Below are 19060 nucleotides of genomic sequence, written 5' to 3' on the forward strand. Positions count from 1 at the left end.
CGAAAAGTAGTTGTAATGAATTCGAGAGGGAAGACTGTGTATAAAGTATGTTCACGCTGTGTGATGGATGAGACTGACGCGAATATCAAGTTTGACGAGCATGGCGTTTGCAATCATTGTCATAGATTTGATGAGGTACAGTCTCTTCAATTGTTTAGCGGGGTCGACGGAAAGACCCGGCTGCAAAACATTGTGGACAAGATAAAGAAGGAAGGGGCTGGTAAAGAATACGATTGCATTATCGGTTTGAGTGGCGGGGTTGACAGCTCTTATTTGGCTGTAAAGATCAAGGATTTCGGACTGCGTCCATTAGTCGTGCACGTCGATGCAGGTTGGAACAGCGAGCTTGCGGTTAGTAACATTGAGAAAATTATCAAACATTGCGGATACGATCTTCATACCCACGTGATGAACTGGGAGGAGATGCGTGACTTGCAGCTTTCTTATATGAAGGCTGCAGTAGCCAATCAAGACGTTCCTCAAGATCATGCGTTTTTTTCGAGCATGTATCACTTTGCGGTGAAGAATGATATCAAATACATTCTGAGCGGTGGGAATCTTGCAACCGAGGCAGTATTTCCAGATTCTTGGCATGGAAGTGCGATGGATGCTATTAACCTAAAAGACATTCATAGAACGTACGGTTCAAAGCCTTTGCGTGATTATAAGACTATTAGCTTTTTTGAGTATTATTTTTGGTATCCTTTTGCTAAAGGAATGCGAACTGTAAGACCGCTGAACTTTATGGAATATGATAAGCGCGAAGCGGAAAAGTACCTTCAGGAAACAGTGGGGTATAGGTCATATGCTCGCAAGCATGGTGAGTCCATCTTCACCAAGCTGTTTCAGAACTACTATCTCCCTACCAAGTTTGGCTATGACAAGCGTAAGCTGCACTATTCCAGCATGATTCTTTCTGGGCAGATGTCGCGTGAGGAGGCGATTGTTAAGCTTGCGGAGCCTTTATATGCCGCAGATGAACTAGAGAATGATATTGATTATTTCTGTAAAAAAATGCGAGTCAACCGGCAACAGTTCGATGAGTTAATGCAAGCCCCAATCCATGATTACTCTGACTTTAAGAGTTGGGATAAGTTGCAGGCGGTTGCCAAAAAGTCTCAAGTCTTCCTACAGAAGCTTCTGGGACGGCGTCTCAGCGTTTATTCTTAAAGATATAGTAATGGAGACGCCTTTTTGAAAGTGGCACATGTAACTTCAGCTCATACTCGTTTCGATATTCGCATTTTTCAGAAAGAATGCAAGACATTGGCTGCGCATGGTTATGACGTTTCGTTAGTAGTCGCTGATGGTAAGGGCGACGAAAAGGCTGATGGAGTCAATATTGTGGATGTGGGATTCTTGCGTGGACGCTTGAATCGAATGTTCAAAACTACCAACATGGTTTACAAAAAAGCTGCCTCTCTTCAGGCCGATATTTATCATTTGCACGATCCTGAATTGATTCCAGTCGGGCTGAAATTAAAGAAGTTTGGGAAAATTGTAATTTTTGACTCCCATGAGGATGTTCCTAAGCAAATATTAAGTAAGCCCTATTTGCGCCCGGTCTCGCGCAGAGTTATTTCTTTCCTGTTTTCCGTTTATGAACGTTTCGCCTGTCGTAAGATGGATGGCATTTTGACCGCGACGCCATATATACGAGATAAGTTTTTGTCTATCAATGCGAATGTTGTAGATATTAATAACTTTCCCTTGGTGGGCGAGCTTGCTGCTGATGTCGCATGGGGCGAAAAAAAACAAGAAGTTTGCTATGTGGGCGGGATCACCTCGATCCGAGGTATTCGCGAAGTTGTTGAGGCGATGGGGCTTGTTCATACGGGTTCGCGGCTGAATCTGGTGGGTAATTTTTCTGAGCCCGGTGTTGAGGTTGATGTTAAGAAAAAAAATGGATGGTCTTCCGTTAATCAATGTGGCCAGTTGGGTCGTTCCGAGGTGCGTGATATTTTGGGGCGGTCGGCTGCAGGTTTGGTAACTTTTTATCCGCTGCCCAATCATGTCGATGCCCAACCCAATAAGATGTTCGAGTATATGTCTTCGGGAATCCCAGTTATTGCTTCTAATTTTCCCCTGTGGCGTGAAATTATTGAAGGAAATGACTGTGGGGTTTGTGTAGACCCGCTGAATCCGCAGTCTATTGCCGACGCGATCGATTTTATAATAGAGAACCCTGAACGTGCCGAGCAGATGGGGCGTAACGGTCAGAAGGCCGTCACTGAGCGCTATAACTGGGACGTTGAAGGGCGTCGATTACTGAAATTCTACGCCGGCTTGGCCAAGGGATAATAATATTATGAAACTACTCACGATTATTGGTGCTCGACCTCAGTTTATCAAGGCCAGCGTTGTATCCAAGGCAATTATTGAGCAGGTCGGATTATCCGAAAAAATCATCCATACCGGGCAGCATTTTGATGCCAATATGTCGGAGATTTTTTTTGATCAACTGGGTATTCCTAGACCGGATTTTCAATTAGATATCCATGGCGGTTCGCATGGTGAAATGACTGGCCGAATGCTGATGGAAATTGAGCGGGTCATGATTCAGGAGAAGCCGGATCGGGTGCTGGTTTACGGTGATACGAACTCAACCCTGGCGGGTGCTTTGGCAGCGGCCAAGCTTCATATTCCGGTGGCCCATATTGAAGCCGGCCTGAGGAGTTTTAACATGCGCATGCCCGAGGAGATCAATCGTATTTTGACTGATCAGATGAGTGATCTTCTCTTTTGCCCTACGCAAACTGCGATTAATAATCTGGCTAAGGAAGGCTTTTCGGAAAAGCCTGTAAAAATATGGAATTCGGGCGATGTCATGCAGGACAGCGCTATGTTCTTTGCTCGTCGTGCATCTAAGCCGGAGGGTTTCAATCTTTCCGACGGTTTTGTCCTGGCAACACTGCATAGAGCGGAAAATACCGATGACCCTGTTAGGTTGAAGTCTATCGTTGATGCACTGAATACTATTCATAATACAGTGGCACCGGTTGTATTACCTTTGCATCCTCGTACCCGGAACATGATCGAAAAGACAGGTCTCGCATTGGAAGTCAATCTGATTGATCCAGTCGGGTACCTGGAGATGATCTGGCTCCTTCAACGCTGTGGTTTGGTATTAACTGATAGCGGTGGTGTCCAGAAGGAGGCTTTTTTCTTTTCAAAACCTTGTGTAACCATGCGCGACCAAACCGAATGGGTAGAGCTCGTTGAGTCTGGGGCGAATGTGTTGTGCGGGGCGGACTCTGGTTTAATTACTGCTGCAGTACGTGATGGTATCAATCGCACCGTGCATGACAACGAGAACTTATACGGTGGTGGGCAGGCGGCGTCATTCATAGCTGATTGTCTTTCTCACTCATGAGCTGTCATGAGTTAGATAAGCGCTTATGGTCGTGTTGGGAAGCACAATGAATATTTGGTATATCAACCCTTATGCTGGCGGCCCTGGAGTCGGGCGCTATTGGCGCTCCTTTTATCTGGCGAACGCATGGCAGGCTCAGGGACATGATGTGGAGATAATCACGCCTGGCTATCACCATTTGATGGACGATGACTCAGGGAAGGCGGGGTGCCAGGTCCTGGAAGGCGTTTCATATAATTTTGTTCCAGCTCCTAAATATAAAGGAAATGGCCTGGGGCGATTTTTGTCCATGTTGTGTTTCGGCTTTTTTCTATTCTTTTTTCTTCTGCGCTTGGGGTTGAAGAAAAGGCCGGATCTGGTTTTGTATTCTTCTGCACATCCCTTTGGCTACCCTGCTGCCTTTCTATGTGCAAAATTATTCAGATCGAAGATTCTATTTGAGGTTAGGGATATCTGGCCTTTGAGTTTGGTGGAAATTGCTGGATTCAATAAATTCCACCCCGTCGTTGTGGTTTTGTCGCTTATTGAGAGGTTCGCATATTTTTCAGCGGATGCTGTGATTTCCCTTTTGCCGGGTGCCAAACAGCACATGGTGTCACGGGGAATGAAACCGGGGAAGTTTCGATACGTTCCTAATGGTTTTTCGCTTAATGATGTAAATGCAAGCGGTGAGTCTCAGGGCTCTAATTTATTAGATGACCTGACGAGATTTAAATCGCAAGGCGATTTTTTGTTTTTTTACGCCGGCGCCTTGGGGGAACCCAATGCGATGCACCTGTTTTTGGATGCGCTGCATTTTTTTGAGGTTCCAGAGGGGGTGTCAGTAAAATTTATCATCGTTGGTAAGGGGGAGCAAAGCGCTGAGCTTAATGCTCGCTGTCGTAAACTCGGTTACGACTTTGTTCTTTTTTACCCGCAGGTCGATAAAGCAGAGATCCAGCAAGCTCTTCGTGTTGTCGATGCCGGGTTTTTTGTTATGCATGACCTGCCTATTTACAGATTCGGTGTGAGTTTAAACAAACTATATGATTACATGGCTGCCGGGGTCCCTGTCATTGCTTCTTATAATGCCTTTAATGATCCAATAAAAGAGGCTGGTTGCGGCATGTCCGTGGTTCCCGATCAACCTGAGCAGCTTGCACATACGTTCCAGGAAATGTTGTTACTTGATGGGACTGTTTTGCGTGAGATGGGCGCGAAAGGTCGCCTTTTCCTTGAGGCTAATTTTGAGTATACGTCTCTGGCTCGGCGGATTCTGGAAAATTGATTAAGGTGCATTGCATGCAGTTGGTTACCGGGGCGTCAGGTTATATAGGTAGTTTGCTTTGTAAGGTTCTGAAGGAGCGAGGCTACGCCGTAAAGGGCATAGGTCGTAGCTCCATGACTCCGTCACAAGATTTTGACTATGTTTGCCTGGATCTTGAAAATGACCCTTTGGACGGGGTATGCCTTGGTGTCGAGACAATCGTACATCTTGCGGGAAGGGCACATATTCTGAATGACAAGGAAGAGGATCCTCTTTCGGCGTTCAGGCGTGCGAATGTGAACGCGACTCTTCGCTTAGCCAGAGAGGCAATGCGGGGGGGGGTCAAGAGGTTTGTTTTTATCAGTTCAATTGGTGTCAGCGCCACTGAGACAAAGAATTCAAAGGTTTCAGAGTTGAGTGGCAATAACCCAAGTACGCCGTATGCGCTTTCAAAATTTGAAGCTGAAGAGGCGTTAAAAGCGCTGGTCAAAGATTCCTCCATGGAGCTGGTTATTATCCGCCCACCCTTGGTCTATGGCGGGAGTGCTCCTGGAAACTTTCACCGCTTGCTAAAGATTGTTCGACTCGGTATGCCACTTCCCTTCTTGGCAGCCAATAATCAACGTAGCATGATAGCGCTGGATAATCTTATTGACTTTATCGTGCATTGTATTAAGCATCCTGCTGCGGCCGGGGAGCTATTTTTGATTTCCGATGGAACGGATGTCTCTACTGTAGATATTGTGCGTACCATTGCCAATGGTATGGGGCGTAAACCTCGCTTGATTTATGTACCCGTTGGAGTCATTCGTGTGGCGGCGAAGCTATTAGGGCGAGAGAATATGTTTTCCCAATTGTTTGGTTCTTTGGTTGTCGATTCCCGCAAGGCGCATCAGCTGCTTGGCTGGACCCCGCCGCTTGGAACAACTGAAGCGTTATCCAAGGCCGGCGCGGATTATATGACCCTTTCATCAAAAAAAGGTCGAGTTTGAATTCATGGCAATTTTTTTTGTAGTGTTTGTAGTGTTTTTTGTTTCGTTGGTCTTAACCGGTGGCTTGCGACGTTACGCTTTGGCGCGAAGCCTGATGGATGTTCCGAACGCACGAAGTTCTCATTCGGTTCCAACCCCTCGCGGTGGTGGGGTGGCGATCGTATTAGGATTTCTATCGGTGTTGCCGATCCTGGCTTTTCTTGGGGGGCTTAGTTGGACATTCACCTGGGCCTTGTTGGGGGCGGGATCAGGTATAGCGCTTTTGGGCTTTCTCGACGACCATGGCCACATCGCGGCACGCTGGAGATTGCTGGGACATTTCCTCGGTGCTATCTGGGCGCTTTTTTGGCTGGGTGGCTTGCCTGCATTGGAGCTGTTTGGTTTCGTATTGGATTTGGGCTGGCTAGGGCATGTGCTCGCGGCGATTTATCTGGTTTGGATGCTTAATCTTTATAACTTCATGGACGGGATCGACGGAATCGCCAGCGTCGAGGCTATTTGTGCTTGTCTTGGAGCCTGCCTGCTCTATTGGTTGGGAGGTTTTGAAAACCTGATCTTGGCTCCGCTGGTACTAGCGATGGCTGTAGCGGGGTTCCTGTATTGGAATTTTCCTCCCGCCCGTATCTTCATGGGCGATGCGGGTAGTGGATTTCTTGGCATTATCCTGGGGGTGCTGTCGCTGCAGGCGGCTTGGAGTTCACCTAAGCTGCTGTGGGTCTGGCTGATTTTGCTGGGGGTCTTTATTGTCGATGCAACCCTTACATTGTTACGGCGCCTGCTACGTGGAGATAAGGTCTACGAGGCTCATCGCAGCCATGCCTATCAATTCGCTTCCCGTCATTATGGCCGCCACCTGCCGGTTACGTTGGTGGTGACAGCAATCAATCTGTTCTGGCTGCTGCCTTTGGCAGCTTGTGTCGTGTTGTGGAACATGGATGGAGCATTGGCTTTAATATTGGCTTATGTGCCACTGCTCGTGCTGGCGGTCAGGTTTCACGCCGGTGAGCTTGAGAAAGCCTGATTTCGCTGTAGGGTTCGCGTTTTTCGTTTATCGATTGTCCAACGGACGAAGATGTAACTGCGTGTATCGAAAATGGATTGGATTTAGGAGCTGGCCGAGGTGCGTGAAGGGTTTATGGACAAATTGAGAACCGTCCTGCTGGGGCTGCCGAGACGCCACAAGCGCGCTATCCAGGTGGCCACTGATGTCGTTCTGGTCTGGGTCGCCTTATGGCTGGCGTTCGTCGTGCGGCTGGGTGTGGAGGCTTTGGCCAGTCCGATCGAAACACATCTTTGGCTTTTTGCCTCCGCGCCACTGATTGCCATCCCGATTTTCATCCGTTTTGGCATGTATCGCGCCGTCATGCGTTATTTCGGTAACGATGCGCTGATTACCATTTGCAAGGCTGTCAGCCTTTCGGCCTTGCTGCTGGCTCTTGTGGTGTATTGGTACAGCAATCATAAGACCGTAGTGCCACGCTCTATCATTTTTAACTACTGGTGGTTGAGCCTGATCATGATTGGCGGGCTGCGTCTGGTGATGCGTCAGTATTTTCTCGGGGATTGGTTTACCGCAGCCCAGCATGTGCCGTTTACCAGTCGTGACGATGGCCTGCCCAAGGTCGCTATTTATGGTGCTGGGGCCGCTGGTAACCAACTCGTTGCTGCATTGCGCATGGGGCGAGTGATGCGGCCGGTCGCGTTCATCGACGATGACAGTAGCATCGCCGATAGAGTCATTGCAGGGTTGCAGGTCTATCAACCTAAACACATTCAAAAAATGATTGATGCCACCGGCGCGCAAGAGATTTTGCTTGCTGTTCCGTCCTCCTCGCGAGGTCGCCGGCGAGAGATATTGACGCTGCTTGAAGGTTTTCCGCTGCATGTGCGTAGCGTCCCCGGCTTCATGGACCTGGCCAGCGGCCGGGTCAAAGTCGACGACATCCAGGAAGTCGATATCGCGGATCTCCTTGGGCGTGATCCGGTACCCGCACAGGCTGATTTGCTTGAGCATTGCGTCGCGGGACAGTCGGTTTTAGTGACAGGGGCGGGTGGTTCGATCGGCTCCGAACTTTGTCGGCAAATCCTTGCTCTCAAGCCAACCACGCTGCTGTTATTCGAACATAGCGAATTCAATCTCTATAGCATTTTGTCCGAACTGGAGCCTCGAATTGCTCGTGAGTCACTGTCGGTTCGATTATTACCTATCCTCGGATCGGTGCGGGATCAGGACAAGTTGCTGGACGTGATGAAGACATGGAATGTCGATACGGTCTATCACGCAGCCGCTTATAAACATGTGCCGATGGTGGAGCATAATATTGCCGAAGGCGTTTTGAACAATGTGATCGGCACGCTGAATACTGCGCAAGCCGCGCTTCAGGCAGGTGTATCGAATTTTGTATTGATTTCGACGGATAAGGCCGTACGTCCAACCAATGTGATGGGCAGTACCAAGCGCCTTGCCGAACTGACCTTGCAAGCCCTTAGCCGTGAATTGGCGCCCGTGCTGTTTGGCGACAACGCCAACGTATCACGTGTCAACAAAACCCGTTTTACGATGGTCCGTTTCGGTAATGTACTGGGGTCATCCGGTTCGGTTATTCCACTGTTTCATAAACAGATCAAATCAGGTGGACCATTAACCGTTACCCATCCGAAGATCACACGTTATTTCATGACGATCCCTGAGGCCGCTCAACTGGTCATTCAAGCGGGCTCTATGGGGCTGGGTGGGGATGTGTTTGTGCTGGATATGGGCGAGCCGGTGAAGATTGTCGAGCTGGCGGAAAAAATGATTCACTTATCTGGCTTGAGTGTGCGTTCGGAGAAAAACCCTCAAGGCGATATTTCAATCGAGTTCACAGGGTTGCGTCCTGGCGAGAAGCTCTACGAGGAGTTGCTGATCGGCGACAACGTTGTCGCAACCTCCCATCCGATGATCATGAGTGCCAACGAAGATCATCTGCCGTGGGATGTGCTTAAGGCGAGGTTGGCTGAACTGCTGACCGCCATCGAGCATGATGACTACTCGAGAGTCCGTCAGTTGCTGCGGGACACGGTCAGTGGGTACGCCCCTGACGGGGAAATTGTCGACTGGATCTATCAACAACGTCGTCTTGAGCCTTGACGAAGTGTGTATGCCCAGGGCCTGGTATCAGACCCTGGGCATCTTAAGCTAATTGTTAATCCAGCTTTCTTGCGACAGTTAAGTTCTCCAGGTTGAAAGCTTCATCGTCCTTTGACTTTTTCTCTTGCCAGGAATATTTTTTCTTTAGCTTCAATAGCGGCTTTTCAAAGAATATATAACTTAATGGGGCGACTACAAAAGTTAGCCATAAGCCGATGTCCACGCTGGGCGGAAAAACATGTTTTGTTCGATATGGGCCGTTACCTGTAAAAATGCCTTGCCATACATACAAGCCGTAGCTGATGACTCCAACGGCTGCTAAAGGTTTGAGTTCAAGTAGCTTCACCAGCAGAGAGTCCTGATTGTGATAGATATATAGAACTAAGGCGCCTACCGAGACAAGCCAGGCAGCTTCCGTTTTTATGAAGGCCGGTGCAGTGAGTCCAGCTAATATCGAGATGAGTAATATTCCCGATGTGGCCGTATTTGTGAAAATGCTCTTGACCTTTTCAATGTTGCAAACAAAGGCAACCAGGCAGCCGACTAAAATCGGCAACATTGCCGGAAAAGTCCACCGGCTCAAATAATAGAGCGTTGTAGGTTCATAAAGACTGGTTCCGAAATAAAGGCAGCCGAGGACCAGCAGCGAAATCGTCGTGATCGCGGTTCGTTTGCCAAAAGCAAAAACTATTGGCCAGAATAAATAAAAATGTTCTTCAACGGACAGAGACCAGAAGTGTGACATTGCAGAAAACGCGCACGCCTTGGGGGCGAAGTTTATGGTGTATGTCAATGCGTAGGGATAAATGCAATTGGTTATTCCGGCTTTTTCCGTTACATCCATGATTATCAGGAAGAAAATAGCCAGATAATAGAGTGGGCATATACGTAGGGCACGTCGTTTTATAAAGGAAAAGATGTCGACTCTTCCAGTAGTCTCTTTCTCTTTAATGAGCAAAAAGGTTATCAGGAAGCCAGATAGAACAAAGAAGGTGCTGACACCTACATGAGAACTCAAAACTGACAGGAAGGCAGGGTTCGTGATCCCTACCTATGACAGGCCAGATGACCGCGTGGGACATAATAACAAGTAGGACCGAAATGCCACGCAGACCGTCAAGTCCCTATATCTTTAAACTCATCACGTTCCCAAAAATTAAAAGCGCGGCAAGTTTGCCGTATGGTCACGATGCGCGCAACCGCCAAGGTCGCTTCCCTGGGGCTTCCAGTTTTTAGCCCGATATTCAGGGTCATAAGGATGCCGCCGACCACGACGTCACCTCGATGGATTCGCGCCCTTTCTTACGCTTTCTGTAACATTCTGATTTTTGACAAGCTATCTTCATCGCCTAAGTTTGAGAGGCAGCTTCGGAAAAGCTGCTTCTCTCTTAACGATGTCATGGAGCGTCATTTATATGCGTACAGGCTATTTCTACTCTCTGGTTTTTGCCTTTCTCACCAGCGCCTCGATTGCTGCTATCGCCGCCCCAGTGGTCAAGCCTGAGGTGGTCGCTACGCCGCAAGCAGTGGAGCAGCCAGCCAAAACGCAGAGTACCAAGGTGGATTTAAACGGGGCGGATGCTGCCACGCTGCAGCGCGAGCTGTCAGGAATAGGGAAGGGCAAGGCCGAGGCGATTGTTGCGTATCGGGAGAATAATGGGCCGTTCTCTTCGGTGGAGGAGCTGTTGGAGGTCAAGGGGATTGGCAAGGCGATTCTCGACAGGAACCGTGACAAACTGGAAGTGAATTGATTTTGTGAGTGAAGAAGGCCGGTCGTATTGACTGGCCTTTTTGCTGTCTGGCGGATGCACATTTTTGGACGCATTCTGGAGGCATTCAGCCGTTGGCATAAATAATGATTATCTACAGCCAACCGATTGTTCAACAATCCGAGGCCTTTCTTCCATGATCCATACACTTTCCTTGGCCGACCAGATCACTCTGGAGCTACGCGCCGACATCATCGGTGGCCGCTTGCTGCCAGGCATCGCGCTGGTGGAGAACAACCTGGTCTCGGCCTACAACGCCTCGCGCAACACCATCCGTGAAGCCTTACACCGCCTGGGCCAGGAAGGGTTGACCCGTTACGTGCGCAACAAAGGGGTGATGGTCCGCAGGTTAGGTGTCGATGACGTGCGAGATCTGTTCAAGGTCCGTCGCACTCTGGAGCTGCAAGCCATCATGGGCAGTCAGCCACTGCGCGAGTATCAATCTGACCGGATGCTCGAAGCCCTCGAAGCGACGGATTTGGCTCGGGAGCGTGAAGACTGGCGTTCGGTCGGCACCCATGGCCTGGCCTTTCATCAGCACATCGTGGGCTTGATGCGCAGTCCGTTGCTGGATGAGTTTTTCACCAATGTGGTTGCACAACTGCGCCTGGTGTTCAGCTCCGCGCCCGATGAGGCGTGTTTTCAGGCTCCGTGGTTGGCCCGTGACCGGTACATCCATGATTCGCTGGCCGAGGGCGACAAGCTTGCGGCTCACGAAGCCATGGGTCTTTACCTCGACGATTCCGAGCAACTGCTTTTGCAGTTGCTGGCTCCCACCCATCACCAATGATCAAGGACCTGCGCCATGTACAAAGACTACCCAGCCGCCTACCAGGTCAGCAAAGGTTCTGCCCTGCAGGTGGATAAACCTTTCTACGAACGAATTCGCGCGCAGCAGGAAAAGCGCACCCTGATCGAACAGTTCGAGGTGCCGATCCGTACCGGTCGCGCCTGGCACGTGCCGGCCGGGCATGTGTTCCGCGTCACGACGCCAGTGGGCCCGCAGGTGGGGGACTTCAATGTCTGGAACGCCCACGATCCGCGGGAGCGCCTGTGGGCGGCGCGTACGCGCCAGCTTCAGGGCGCCCACGTCAGCACCCATGATCGATTGTGGTCGAACCTGCCATTCCTGCGACCCTTGGTGACCATCACCGATGACAGCCTGGCCGGCTATGGCATCGACGAGCATGGCGGACGACTGCACGATCTGCTGGGTACGCGCTGTGATCCGTATGTGAACAGGATGCTGACCGGCGAGGATTTCCATCATCACTGCCATTCGAACCTGACTCGTGCGGTGTTGCCCCACGGCCTGACGGAGTTCGATGTGCACGATGTACTGAATATTTTCCAGTGCACGGGGCTTAACCATGACGACATGTACTTCATGAAGGCCTGTCCGGCGCAGAAGGGTGATTACCTGGAATTCTTTGCCGAGATCGATCTGTTGTGTGCTTTGTCCACCTGCCCGGGGGGTGACCTGTCGCTGGCCATGTGGGGGCCGGATGCACAGGATCCCCTCAGCGTCTGCCGTCCGTTGGGGGTGGAGATCTATCGGTTGGAGGATTCATTGCTGCAGGGCTGGAGCCAGCCTGAGCGGGCGGCGTACAACGGGATGCATGGCTTGCACATCGCCAAGGCGGATTGGGAAAAGTAGCGCGGCAGGCGCGGCAATACACTGCCCTCTGTGGCGAGGGGATTTATCCCCGCTGGGCTGCGAAGCAGCCCCTCTAAAAAGCCCCCCAGTGGATCAGACACACCCGGTGGCAGGTTTGGGGGCTGCTACGCAGCCCAGCGGGGATAAATCCCCTCGCCACAGAGGCTCTATTCATTTCGGACTCAACGATCCTTGGCCTCCTTCGCATCCATTTCCGCATTGCGCTCGGCAACACGCTTGCGCTGCTCGTCCGTCAATTCGACCTTGTTGGCGGTGTCGCGCAGCATCATCAGACCACCAACGATCGAGCCGATTGCAATAATCAGAATCAACCAGGCATACCAGGGCATAGGGCTCTCCTTGAGGGTGCGATGGGCGGACGAACATTCGCCAATCCATCGCACCTACCACTTATGAGCGAAGGTTGTTCGCAGTGGTTCAATACTACGCCCGTTCGGCTGGCTTCACCTCAAAGCCCGGTCAGCATCGCATCGGCGGGCGCATCTGCGCGCAATTGTGCGGTGAGGATGAAGTAGACGAAGCCCACCGCCATGAAGCCGAGGAAGATCAGCCCGATCAGTGCGTTGAACCAGGCCATCGCCACCAGGCAGACCACCGCCAGCACCAGGGCGATTCCCGGCACGATAGGATAACCTGGTGCGCGGAAAGTACGTTCCAGATTGGGTTCGGTTTTACGCAATTTGAACAGGCTGAGCATGCTCATGATGTACATGACGATGGCACCGAACACGGCCATGGTGATCATTGCCGCGGTCAGGGTCATGCCGCCGAGGTTGATCAGGCCGTCGCTGTAGATCGCGGCAATGCCGATCAGTCCACCGGCGATGATCGCCCGGTGCGGGGTCTGGAAGCGTGACAGTTTGGCCAGGGAGGCGGGCAGGTAGCCGGCGCGGGCCAGGGCGAAGAACTGTCGCGAGTAGCCCAGGATGATCCCGTGGAAACTCGCCACCAGGCCGAAGAGGCCGATCCAGACCAGCATGTGCAGCCAGCCGGAGCTTTCGCCGACCACGGTTTTCATGGCTTGGGGCAGGGGATCGTTGATGTTTGACAGGGTGCGCCAATCGCCGACGCCGCCAGCAAAGAACATCACACCCATCGCCAGGAACACCAGGGTCAGGATGCCGCTGATGTAGGCCTTGGGAATCGTGCGTTTCGGGTCCTTGGCTTCTTCGGCGGCCATGGCCGCGCCTTCGATGGCCAGGAAGAACCAGATGGCGAAGGGAATCGCGGCGAACATGCCGGCAATGGCTGGCGCGCCGAACACATCGGAACCGGCCCAGCCGTTCAGGGCAAAGCTGCTGAAACTGAACGCCGGGGCCACGACCCCCATGAACACCAGCAGTTCGGCCACCGCCAGGACGCAAACAATCAACTCGAACGTCGCCGCCAATTTGACCCCAAGGATGTTCAGGCCCATGAACACGATATAGGCACCCACCGCTGCGTGTTTCGGGTCCAGGGCCGGGAACTGCACGTTCAGGTAGGCGCCGATGGCCAGGGCAATGGCCGGCGGCGCGAAGACGAATTCGATCAGCGTCGCCAGCCCTGCAATCAATCCTCCTTTCTCGCCGAAGGCGCGACGGCTGTAGGCAAAAGGCCCGCCGGCATGGGGAATGGCGGTGGTCAGCTCGGTGAAACTGAAAATGAAGCAGGTGTACATGGCCGCCACCATGAAGGATGTCACCAGGAAACCTAGCGTTCCGGCCACGCCCCAGCCATAGCTCCAGCCGAAATACTCGCCGGAAATCACCAGGCCGACGGCAATGCCCCATAAATGCAGGGTGCCCAGGGTGGGTTTGAGTTGTGTGTTCATCAGTGGCTCCCCTCGATCCATAGCAAAAGCGCTGGAGAGGGGCAGTGCAGTGGGCGTGCCAGTGTGGCGGGGGCGGTCGTAATGGGTGAAATCGTGTCGTATCGGGGATGTTCGCTGCCGGATGGCCTGGTTTTGTGCCCCAGTTCAGAGCGTCGGCGCCTGTCCGGGCCTCATCGCGAGCAAGCTCGCTCCCACAGGGTGGACACAGATTCTGTATTCACGACCGATCAAAATGTGGGAGCGAGCTTGCTCGCGATAGGGCCAGCCGAGCCAACCAACCCTTCATTTTTTACACTTTCTTTATCCCCCAAGCCCTCTCTCGATCTCGTTCCTTTACAGCCTCCCTGCCGACAATCACTCCACACACGGCACGACGCCGTACCACGGAGAAATCCCATGAGTGTTCTGGACGGGGTGTCGCTGCTGCTGGCAGTGGCGCTGTTCATTTATCTGCTGGTTGCGCTGTTGCGCGCCGATCGGAACTAGGAGCGGCTATGCACGGTTATGACTACGGGCTGATCCTCGCCTTTTTCGCCCTGGTGCTGATTCCGGCACCGTTTCTGGGGCGTTTTTACTTCCGGGTGATGGAAGGCCAGCGCACCTGGCTTTCTCCGATCCTTGGCCCGGTGGAGCGCGGTTGCTATCGCCTGGCCGGTGTCGATTCCAGCGCTGAGCAGAGCTGGCAGAAATACACCCTGGCCATACTCGCGTTCAACCTGGCGGGTTTTGTGTTGCTGTTTGCGGTTCTGCTGCTGCAGGGCCATCTGCCCCTCAATACCGAGCAACTGCCCGGCATGGAGTGGACCCAGGCCTTCAACACGGCCGTGAGTTTCATGACCAACACCAACTGGCAGTCCTACAGCGGCGAAGCGTCCCTGAGCTACCTGAGCCAGATGGTCGGCCTGACCGTGCAGAACTTCGTCAGCGCCGCCACCGGCCTGGCCGTGCTGGTGGCACTGTGTCGCGGAATCGGGCGCAAGTCCGCCACGACGCTGGGTAACTTCTGGGTCGACATGACTCGCGCCACCCTCTACGGGCTGTTGCCGCTGTGCCTGCTGCTGGCGTTGTTCCTGGTCTGGCAGGGTGTGCCGCAGACCTTCGCGCACTATGTGCACGGGGTCACGATGCAGGGCGCCGACCAAGTCATCCCGCTGGGGCCGGCCGCCAGCCAGATCGCGATCAAGCAATTGGGTACCAACGGCGGCGGTTTCTTCGGCGTCAACTCGGCCCACCCGTTCGAAAACCCGACGGCCTGGAGCAATCTGTTTGAACTCGCGTCAATCATCCTGATTCCCGCCGCGCTGGTGTTCACCTTCGGCCATTACGTCAAGGACCTGCGTCAGAGCCGCGCGATCATCGCCTGCATGCTGGCGCTCTTCCTGATCGGTGGCGCGACGTCGCTGTGGGCCGAATACCAGCCCAACCCGGCCCTGAACAACCCTGCCGTCGAACAGACCGCGCCGCTGGAGGGTAAGGAAACGCGCTTTGGCACCACCGCCACGGTGCTGTGGTCGGTGACGACCACGGCAGCGTCCAACGGCTCGGTCAACGCCATGCATGACAGTCTCAACCCGCTCAGTGGCATGGTATCGCTGGTGAACATGATGGTCGGCGAGGTGATCTTCGGCGGCGTCGGGGCCGGGCTCTACGGCATGCTATTGAACGTGTTGATCGCTGTGTTCCTGGCCGGCTTGATGATCGGTCGCACCCCGGAATACCTGGGTAAGAAGCTGGGGGCCCGAGAGGTGCAACTGTTGGTGGCAACCCTGCTGGTGATGCCCGTCAGCGTGCTGGTGCTGGGTGCCGTCGCCGCGAGCCTGCCCGGGCCTGCCGCAGCGGTGAGCAACCCGGGTGCCCACGGTTTCAGCCAGTTGTTGTACGCCTACACCTCGGCGGGAGCGAACAACGGTTCGGCATTCGCCGGGTTTGGCGCCAACACACCTTTCCACAACCTGATGCTGGGCCTGGGCATGTTGATCGGCCGGTTCGGCTACATCCTGCCGGTGCTGGCATTGGCTGGCAGCCTGGCCTTGAAGAAGAGCGCGCCTATTGGCCAGAACAGCTTTCCCACCCACGGCCCGCTGTTCGTGACCTTGTTGACCGTGACCATCCTGCTGGTGGGTGGCTTGACCTTCCTGCCGACCCTGGCGCTGGGGCCGATTGCCGAACACCTGAGCATGGGTTTCTGAGGATTTGATGATGAATATGCCGATGAGCAAAACCGTCGCCGTCAAGGCGCCGGAACAACCGAAGACCCACCTGTCGGCCCTCTGGCGGCCAGCGTTGGTGCAAGCCTTCGTCAAGCTCGATCCTCGCCAATTGCACCGTGCCCCGGTGATGCTGGTGGTGGAACTGACCGCGATCCTCACCACCGTGTTGTGCTTCATTCCCGACGCTACGGTGCCGACGTTCGTCGCCGCGCAGATTGCGCTGTGGCTGTGGTTCACCGTGCTGTTCGCCAACTTTGCCGAAGCCTTGGCCGAAGGGCGCGGCAAGGCCCGGGCCGACAGCCTCAAGGCCGGCAGCGAAGGCCTCAATGCACGTCGCCAGACCGCCAGCGGCTTTGAAATCATCCCCGCCACCCGTCTGCGCAAAGGCGACGTGGTGCGCGTCGAGGCCGGCGACATGATCCCCGGCGACGGTGAGGTGATTGAAGGCATCGCTGCGGTCAACGAGGCAGCGATCACCGGCGAATCGGCGCCGGTCATCCGCGAGTCCGGCGGCGATCGCTCGGCTGTCACCGGCAATACGCGGCTGGTCTCCGACTGGCTGCTGGTACGCATCACCAGCAATCCCGGCGAGTCCACCCTGGACCGCATGATCGCTTTGGTGGAAGGCGCCAAGCGCCAGAAAACGCCGAACGAGGTGGCGCTGGATATCCTGCTGATCGGTCTGACGCTGATCTTCCTGTTGGTGGTGGTGACGCTGCAACCGTTCGCCCATTTCGCCAACGCCAGCCTGCCGCTGGTGTTTCTGGTGGCGCTGCTGGTCACCTTGATTCCCACCACCATCGGTGGGCTGCTGTCGGCCATCGGCATCGCCGGGATGGACCGGTTGGTGCGCCTGAACGTGATCGCCAAATCCGGCCGTGCGGTCGAGGCGGCGGGGGACGTGCATGTGTTGATGCTGGACAAGACCGGCACCATCACCTTTGGCAATCGGCGTTGTACGGCGGTCTATGCCGCCCCCGGCGTGAGTGCCAAGGAACTGGCCGAAGGTGCGCTGTTCGCCTCGTTGGCCGATGACACGGCCGAGGGCAAGTCCATCGTCGAGTACCTGCGAGGTTTGCACCCACAGCCCGAGCCGGGCGTCGACGCACTGACGGCCGTGCCGTTCAGTGCCGAAACCCGTCTGTCCGGGGTCGACTATCAGGGGCGCATCTACCGTAAGGGCGCCGTGGATTCCTTGCTGGATTTCATCGGCCTTGCACGCAATGAATTGCCGCCGGCCCTGGCGCGGGAGGTCGACAAGATCGCCCAGAGCGGCGGTACGCCGTTGCTGGTGTGCGTGGACGGCAAGCTGCTCGGCGCTATCCATCTCAAGGATGTGGTCAAGCCCGGTATCCGTGAGCGTTTTGCCGAGCTGCGCAAGCTGGGGATTCGCACGGTGATGGTCACCGGCGACAACCCGCTGACTGCCGCCGCGATTGCTGCCGAGGCCGGTGTCGACGACGTGCTGGCGGAGGCCACGCCGGAGAAAAAACTGGCGCGTATCCGTCACGAGCAAAATGACGGTCGGTTGGTTGCCATGTGCGGCGACGGCGCGAACGACGCCCCGGCCCTGGCCCAGGCCGATGTCGGCATGGCGATGAACGACGGCACCCAGGCCGCGCGGGAAGCGGCCAACATGGTCGACCTCGACAGCGACCCGACCAAATTGCTGGACGTGGTGCAGATCGGCAAGGAGCTGTTGGTGACCCGTGGGGCGCTGACCACCTTTTCCATCGCCAACGACATCGCCAAGTATTTCGCCATCCTGCCGGCATTGTTCGCGTCGATTTATCCACAGCTCGGCGTGCTGAACGTGATGCACCTGAGCAGCCCGCAGAGCGCGATTTTGTCGGCCATTGTCTTCAACGCCTTGATCATCGTCGTGCTCATCCCTCTGGCCCTGCGCGGCGTGCGCGTGCAAGCGGCAAGCGCGGCGGCGCTGTTGCGGCGCAATCTGTTGATCTATGGCCTGGGCGGGATCCTGGTGCCGTTCGTGGGGATCAAGGCGATCGATATGTTGCTGACGGCGTTGGGGCTGGTTTGACGTAGTTATCGAGATGCACCGCTGACCTTGTGGCGAGGGGATTTATCCCCGTCGGGCTGCGCAGCAGCCCCCAAGCCTGATACCTCAGTGTGTCAGGCAAAACGAGAACGACTGTTTTTGGGGCTGCTGCGCAGCCCAGCGGGGATAAATCCCCTCATCACAAATGTGTTTTCAAACCGAGGATATTTGGATGTCCACTCTGATTCGCCCGGCCTTGAGCCTGTTATTGCTGATGAGCCTGATCACCGGTGTCGCCTACCCACTGGTGGTCACCGGCGTGGCGCAAGTCGCCTTTCCCGTCCAAGCCAACGGCAGCCTGATCGTCGATGCCGCCGGCAAGGTCCGTGGCTCGACGCTGATCGCCCAGGACTTCACCGGCGATGCCTGGTTTCATCCACGGCCATCGGCCGGTGCCTTCGCCACGGTCGCCAGCGGCGCCAGCAATTTCTCCCCGAGCAATCCGGCCCTGGCCACTCGGGTGATCGATGACGCCCGCAAACTTCAGGTGCCGGGTCAGGGCCCGGTGCCACTGGCATTGCTGACCACCTCCGGCAGCGGGCTGGATCCGCACTTGCCTCCGGCGGCAATTGCCTATCAACTGGCGCGTGTCGCCGCCGCGCGCAACCTGCCGGCCTCGACCTTGCAGCAATTGCTCGACGACAATATCGAGCAACCCCTGGTGGGCCCACCGGTGGTGAATGTGCTGGCGCTGAACCTGGCCCTGGAAAAACTGTAGAACCTGTGGGAGCGAGCTTGCTCGCGATGAGGGTGTATCAGTCTCCCTCAATGTTGGCTGACCTACCGC

At 54.5% G+C, this 19060-nt stretch carries 17 protein-coding genes; 14 read left to right on the forward strand and 3 right to left on the reverse strand.

The features are described 5' to 3' along the window. Positions 1–36: 36 nt before the first annotated feature. The 7 genes from BM317_RS11220 (at position 37) to BM317_RS11250 (ending at position 8741) form a co-directional block, all read left to right on the forward strand. Positions 37–1170 carry an N-acetyl sugar amidotransferase gene (locus tag BM317_RS11220; protein WP_092167612.1) on the forward strand — a complete coding sequence of 378 codons (1134 nt, stop codon included), beginning with the start codon at positions 37–39 and terminating at the stop codon, positions 1168–1170. Positions 1171–1200: 30 nt separating this feature from the next. Continuing rightward, the gene (locus BM317_RS11225; protein WP_368665047.1) at positions 1201–2301 is read left to right on the forward strand and encodes a glycosyltransferase family 4 protein; all 1101 of its coding nucleotides are present in this window, start codon (positions 1201–1203) and stop codon (positions 2299–2301) included. A 7-nt stretch (positions 2302–2308) separates the two neighbouring features. Next, the gene (gene wecB / locus BM317_RS11230) at positions 2309–3373 is read left to right on the forward strand and encodes a non-hydrolyzing UDP-N-acetylglucosamine 2-epimerase (protein ID WP_092167548.1); all 1065 of its coding nucleotides are present in this window, start codon (positions 2309–2311) and stop codon (positions 3371–3373) included. 46 nt (positions 3374–3419) lie between these two features. Next, complete coding sequence (locus BM317_RS11235) at positions 3420–4640, forward strand: glycosyltransferase family 4 protein (RefSeq protein ID WP_170842297.1); 1221 nt, start codon at positions 3420–3422, stop codon at positions 4638–4640. Positions 4641–4654: 14 nt separating this feature from the next. After that, positions 4655–5611 (forward strand): NAD-dependent epimerase/dehydratase family protein, encoded by a 957-nt coding sequence (locus BM317_RS11240; protein ID WP_092474320.1) that lies wholly within the window; start codon positions 4655–4657, stop codon positions 5609–5611. A gap of 4 nt (positions 5612–5615) precedes the next feature. Continuing rightward, positions 5616–6632: an MraY family glycosyltransferase gene (locus BM317_RS11245; RefSeq protein ID WP_060738574.1), complete on the forward strand. Its 1017-nt coding sequence runs from the start codon at positions 5616–5618 to the stop codon at positions 6630–6632. Between the two features lie 114 nt (positions 6633–6746). After that, complete coding sequence (locus BM317_RS11250) at positions 6747–8741, forward strand: polysaccharide biosynthesis protein (RefSeq protein ID WP_092474322.1); 1995 nt, start codon at positions 6747–6749, stop codon at positions 8739–8741. Between the two features lie 55 nt (positions 8742–8796). Here BM317_RS11250 and BM317_RS11255 read toward each other — a convergent pair whose 3' ends face one another. Then, positions 8797–9759: an acyltransferase family protein gene (locus tag BM317_RS11255; RefSeq protein ID WP_170842298.1), complete on the reverse strand. Its 963-nt coding sequence runs from the start codon at positions 9757–9759 to the stop codon at positions 8797–8799. A gap of 397 nt (positions 9760–10156) precedes the next feature. Between BM317_RS11255 and BM317_RS11260 the strand changes: the two genes are divergently transcribed. From BM317_RS11260 to BM317_RS11270, 3 genes are all read left to right on the forward strand, one after another. Further along, positions 10157–10492, forward strand: a complete 336-nt coding sequence (locus tag BM317_RS11260) for a ComEA family DNA-binding protein (protein WP_063322342.1) — start codon at positions 10157–10159, stop codon at positions 10490–10492. Positions 10493–10646: 154 nt separating this feature from the next. Next, the gene (locus BM317_RS11265) at positions 10647–11300 is read left to right on the forward strand and encodes a GntR family transcriptional regulator (RefSeq protein ID WP_092474324.1); all 654 of its coding nucleotides are present in this window, start codon (positions 10647–10649) and stop codon (positions 11298–11300) included. A 15-nt stretch (positions 11301–11315) separates the two neighbouring features. After that, positions 11316–12167, forward strand: coding sequence for an urea carboxylase-associated family protein (locus BM317_RS11270; RefSeq protein ID WP_092167565.1), 852 nt, complete (start codon positions 11316–11318; stop codon positions 12165–12167). A 182-nt stretch (positions 12168–12349) separates the two neighbouring features. Here BM317_RS11270 and BM317_RS11275 read toward each other — a convergent pair whose 3' ends face one another. Together BM317_RS11275 and eat are read right to left on the reverse strand one after the other, a co-directional pair. Next, positions 12350–12517 carry a DUF2897 family protein gene (locus BM317_RS11275; protein WP_092474326.1) on the reverse strand — a complete coding sequence of 56 codons (168 nt, stop codon included), beginning with the start codon at positions 12515–12517 and terminating at the stop codon, positions 12350–12352. Between the two features lie 119 nt (positions 12518–12636). Next, entirely contained in the window at positions 12637–14001 is a 1365-nt protein-coding gene (gene eat, locus BM317_RS11280) for an ethanolamine permease (RefSeq protein WP_092167568.1), read from the reverse strand. A gap of 396 nt (positions 14002–14397) precedes the next feature. Here eat and kdpF point away from each other — a divergent pair, with 396 nt between their 5' ends. The 4 genes from kdpF to kdpC all read left to right on the forward strand — a co-directional run bounded on the left by kdpF (position 14398) and on the right by kdpC (position 18991). Then, complete coding sequence (gene kdpF / locus BM317_RS11285) at positions 14398–14487, forward strand: K(+)-transporting ATPase subunit F (RefSeq protein ID WP_003218754.1); 90 nt, start codon at positions 14398–14400, stop codon at positions 14485–14487. Between the two features lie 8 nt (positions 14488–14495). Then, positions 14496–16190, forward strand: a complete 1695-nt coding sequence (gene kdpA / locus BM317_RS11290) for a potassium-transporting ATPase subunit KdpA (protein ID WP_092474328.1) — start codon at positions 14496–14498, stop codon at positions 16188–16190. Positions 16191–16200: 10 nt separating this feature from the next. Then, a complete protein-coding gene (gene kdpB / locus BM317_RS11295; RefSeq protein ID WP_092474330.1) occupies positions 16201–18255 on the forward strand; it encodes a potassium-transporting ATPase subunit KdpB in 2055 nt (684 codons plus the stop codon). A gap of 190 nt (positions 18256–18445) precedes the next feature. Continuing rightward, positions 18446–18991, forward strand: a complete 546-nt coding sequence (gene kdpC / locus BM317_RS11300; RefSeq protein ID WP_092167575.1) for a potassium-transporting ATPase subunit KdpC — start codon at positions 18446–18448, stop codon at positions 18989–18991. The last annotated feature ends 69 nt before the right edge of the window (positions 18992–19060 follow it).

This window comes from Pseudomonas sp. NFACC24-1 (assembly GCF_900115235.1).
Taxonomy (GTDB): domain Bacteria; phylum Pseudomonadota; class Gammaproteobacteria; order Pseudomonadales; family Pseudomonadaceae; genus Aquipseudomonas; species Aquipseudomonas fluorescens_AA.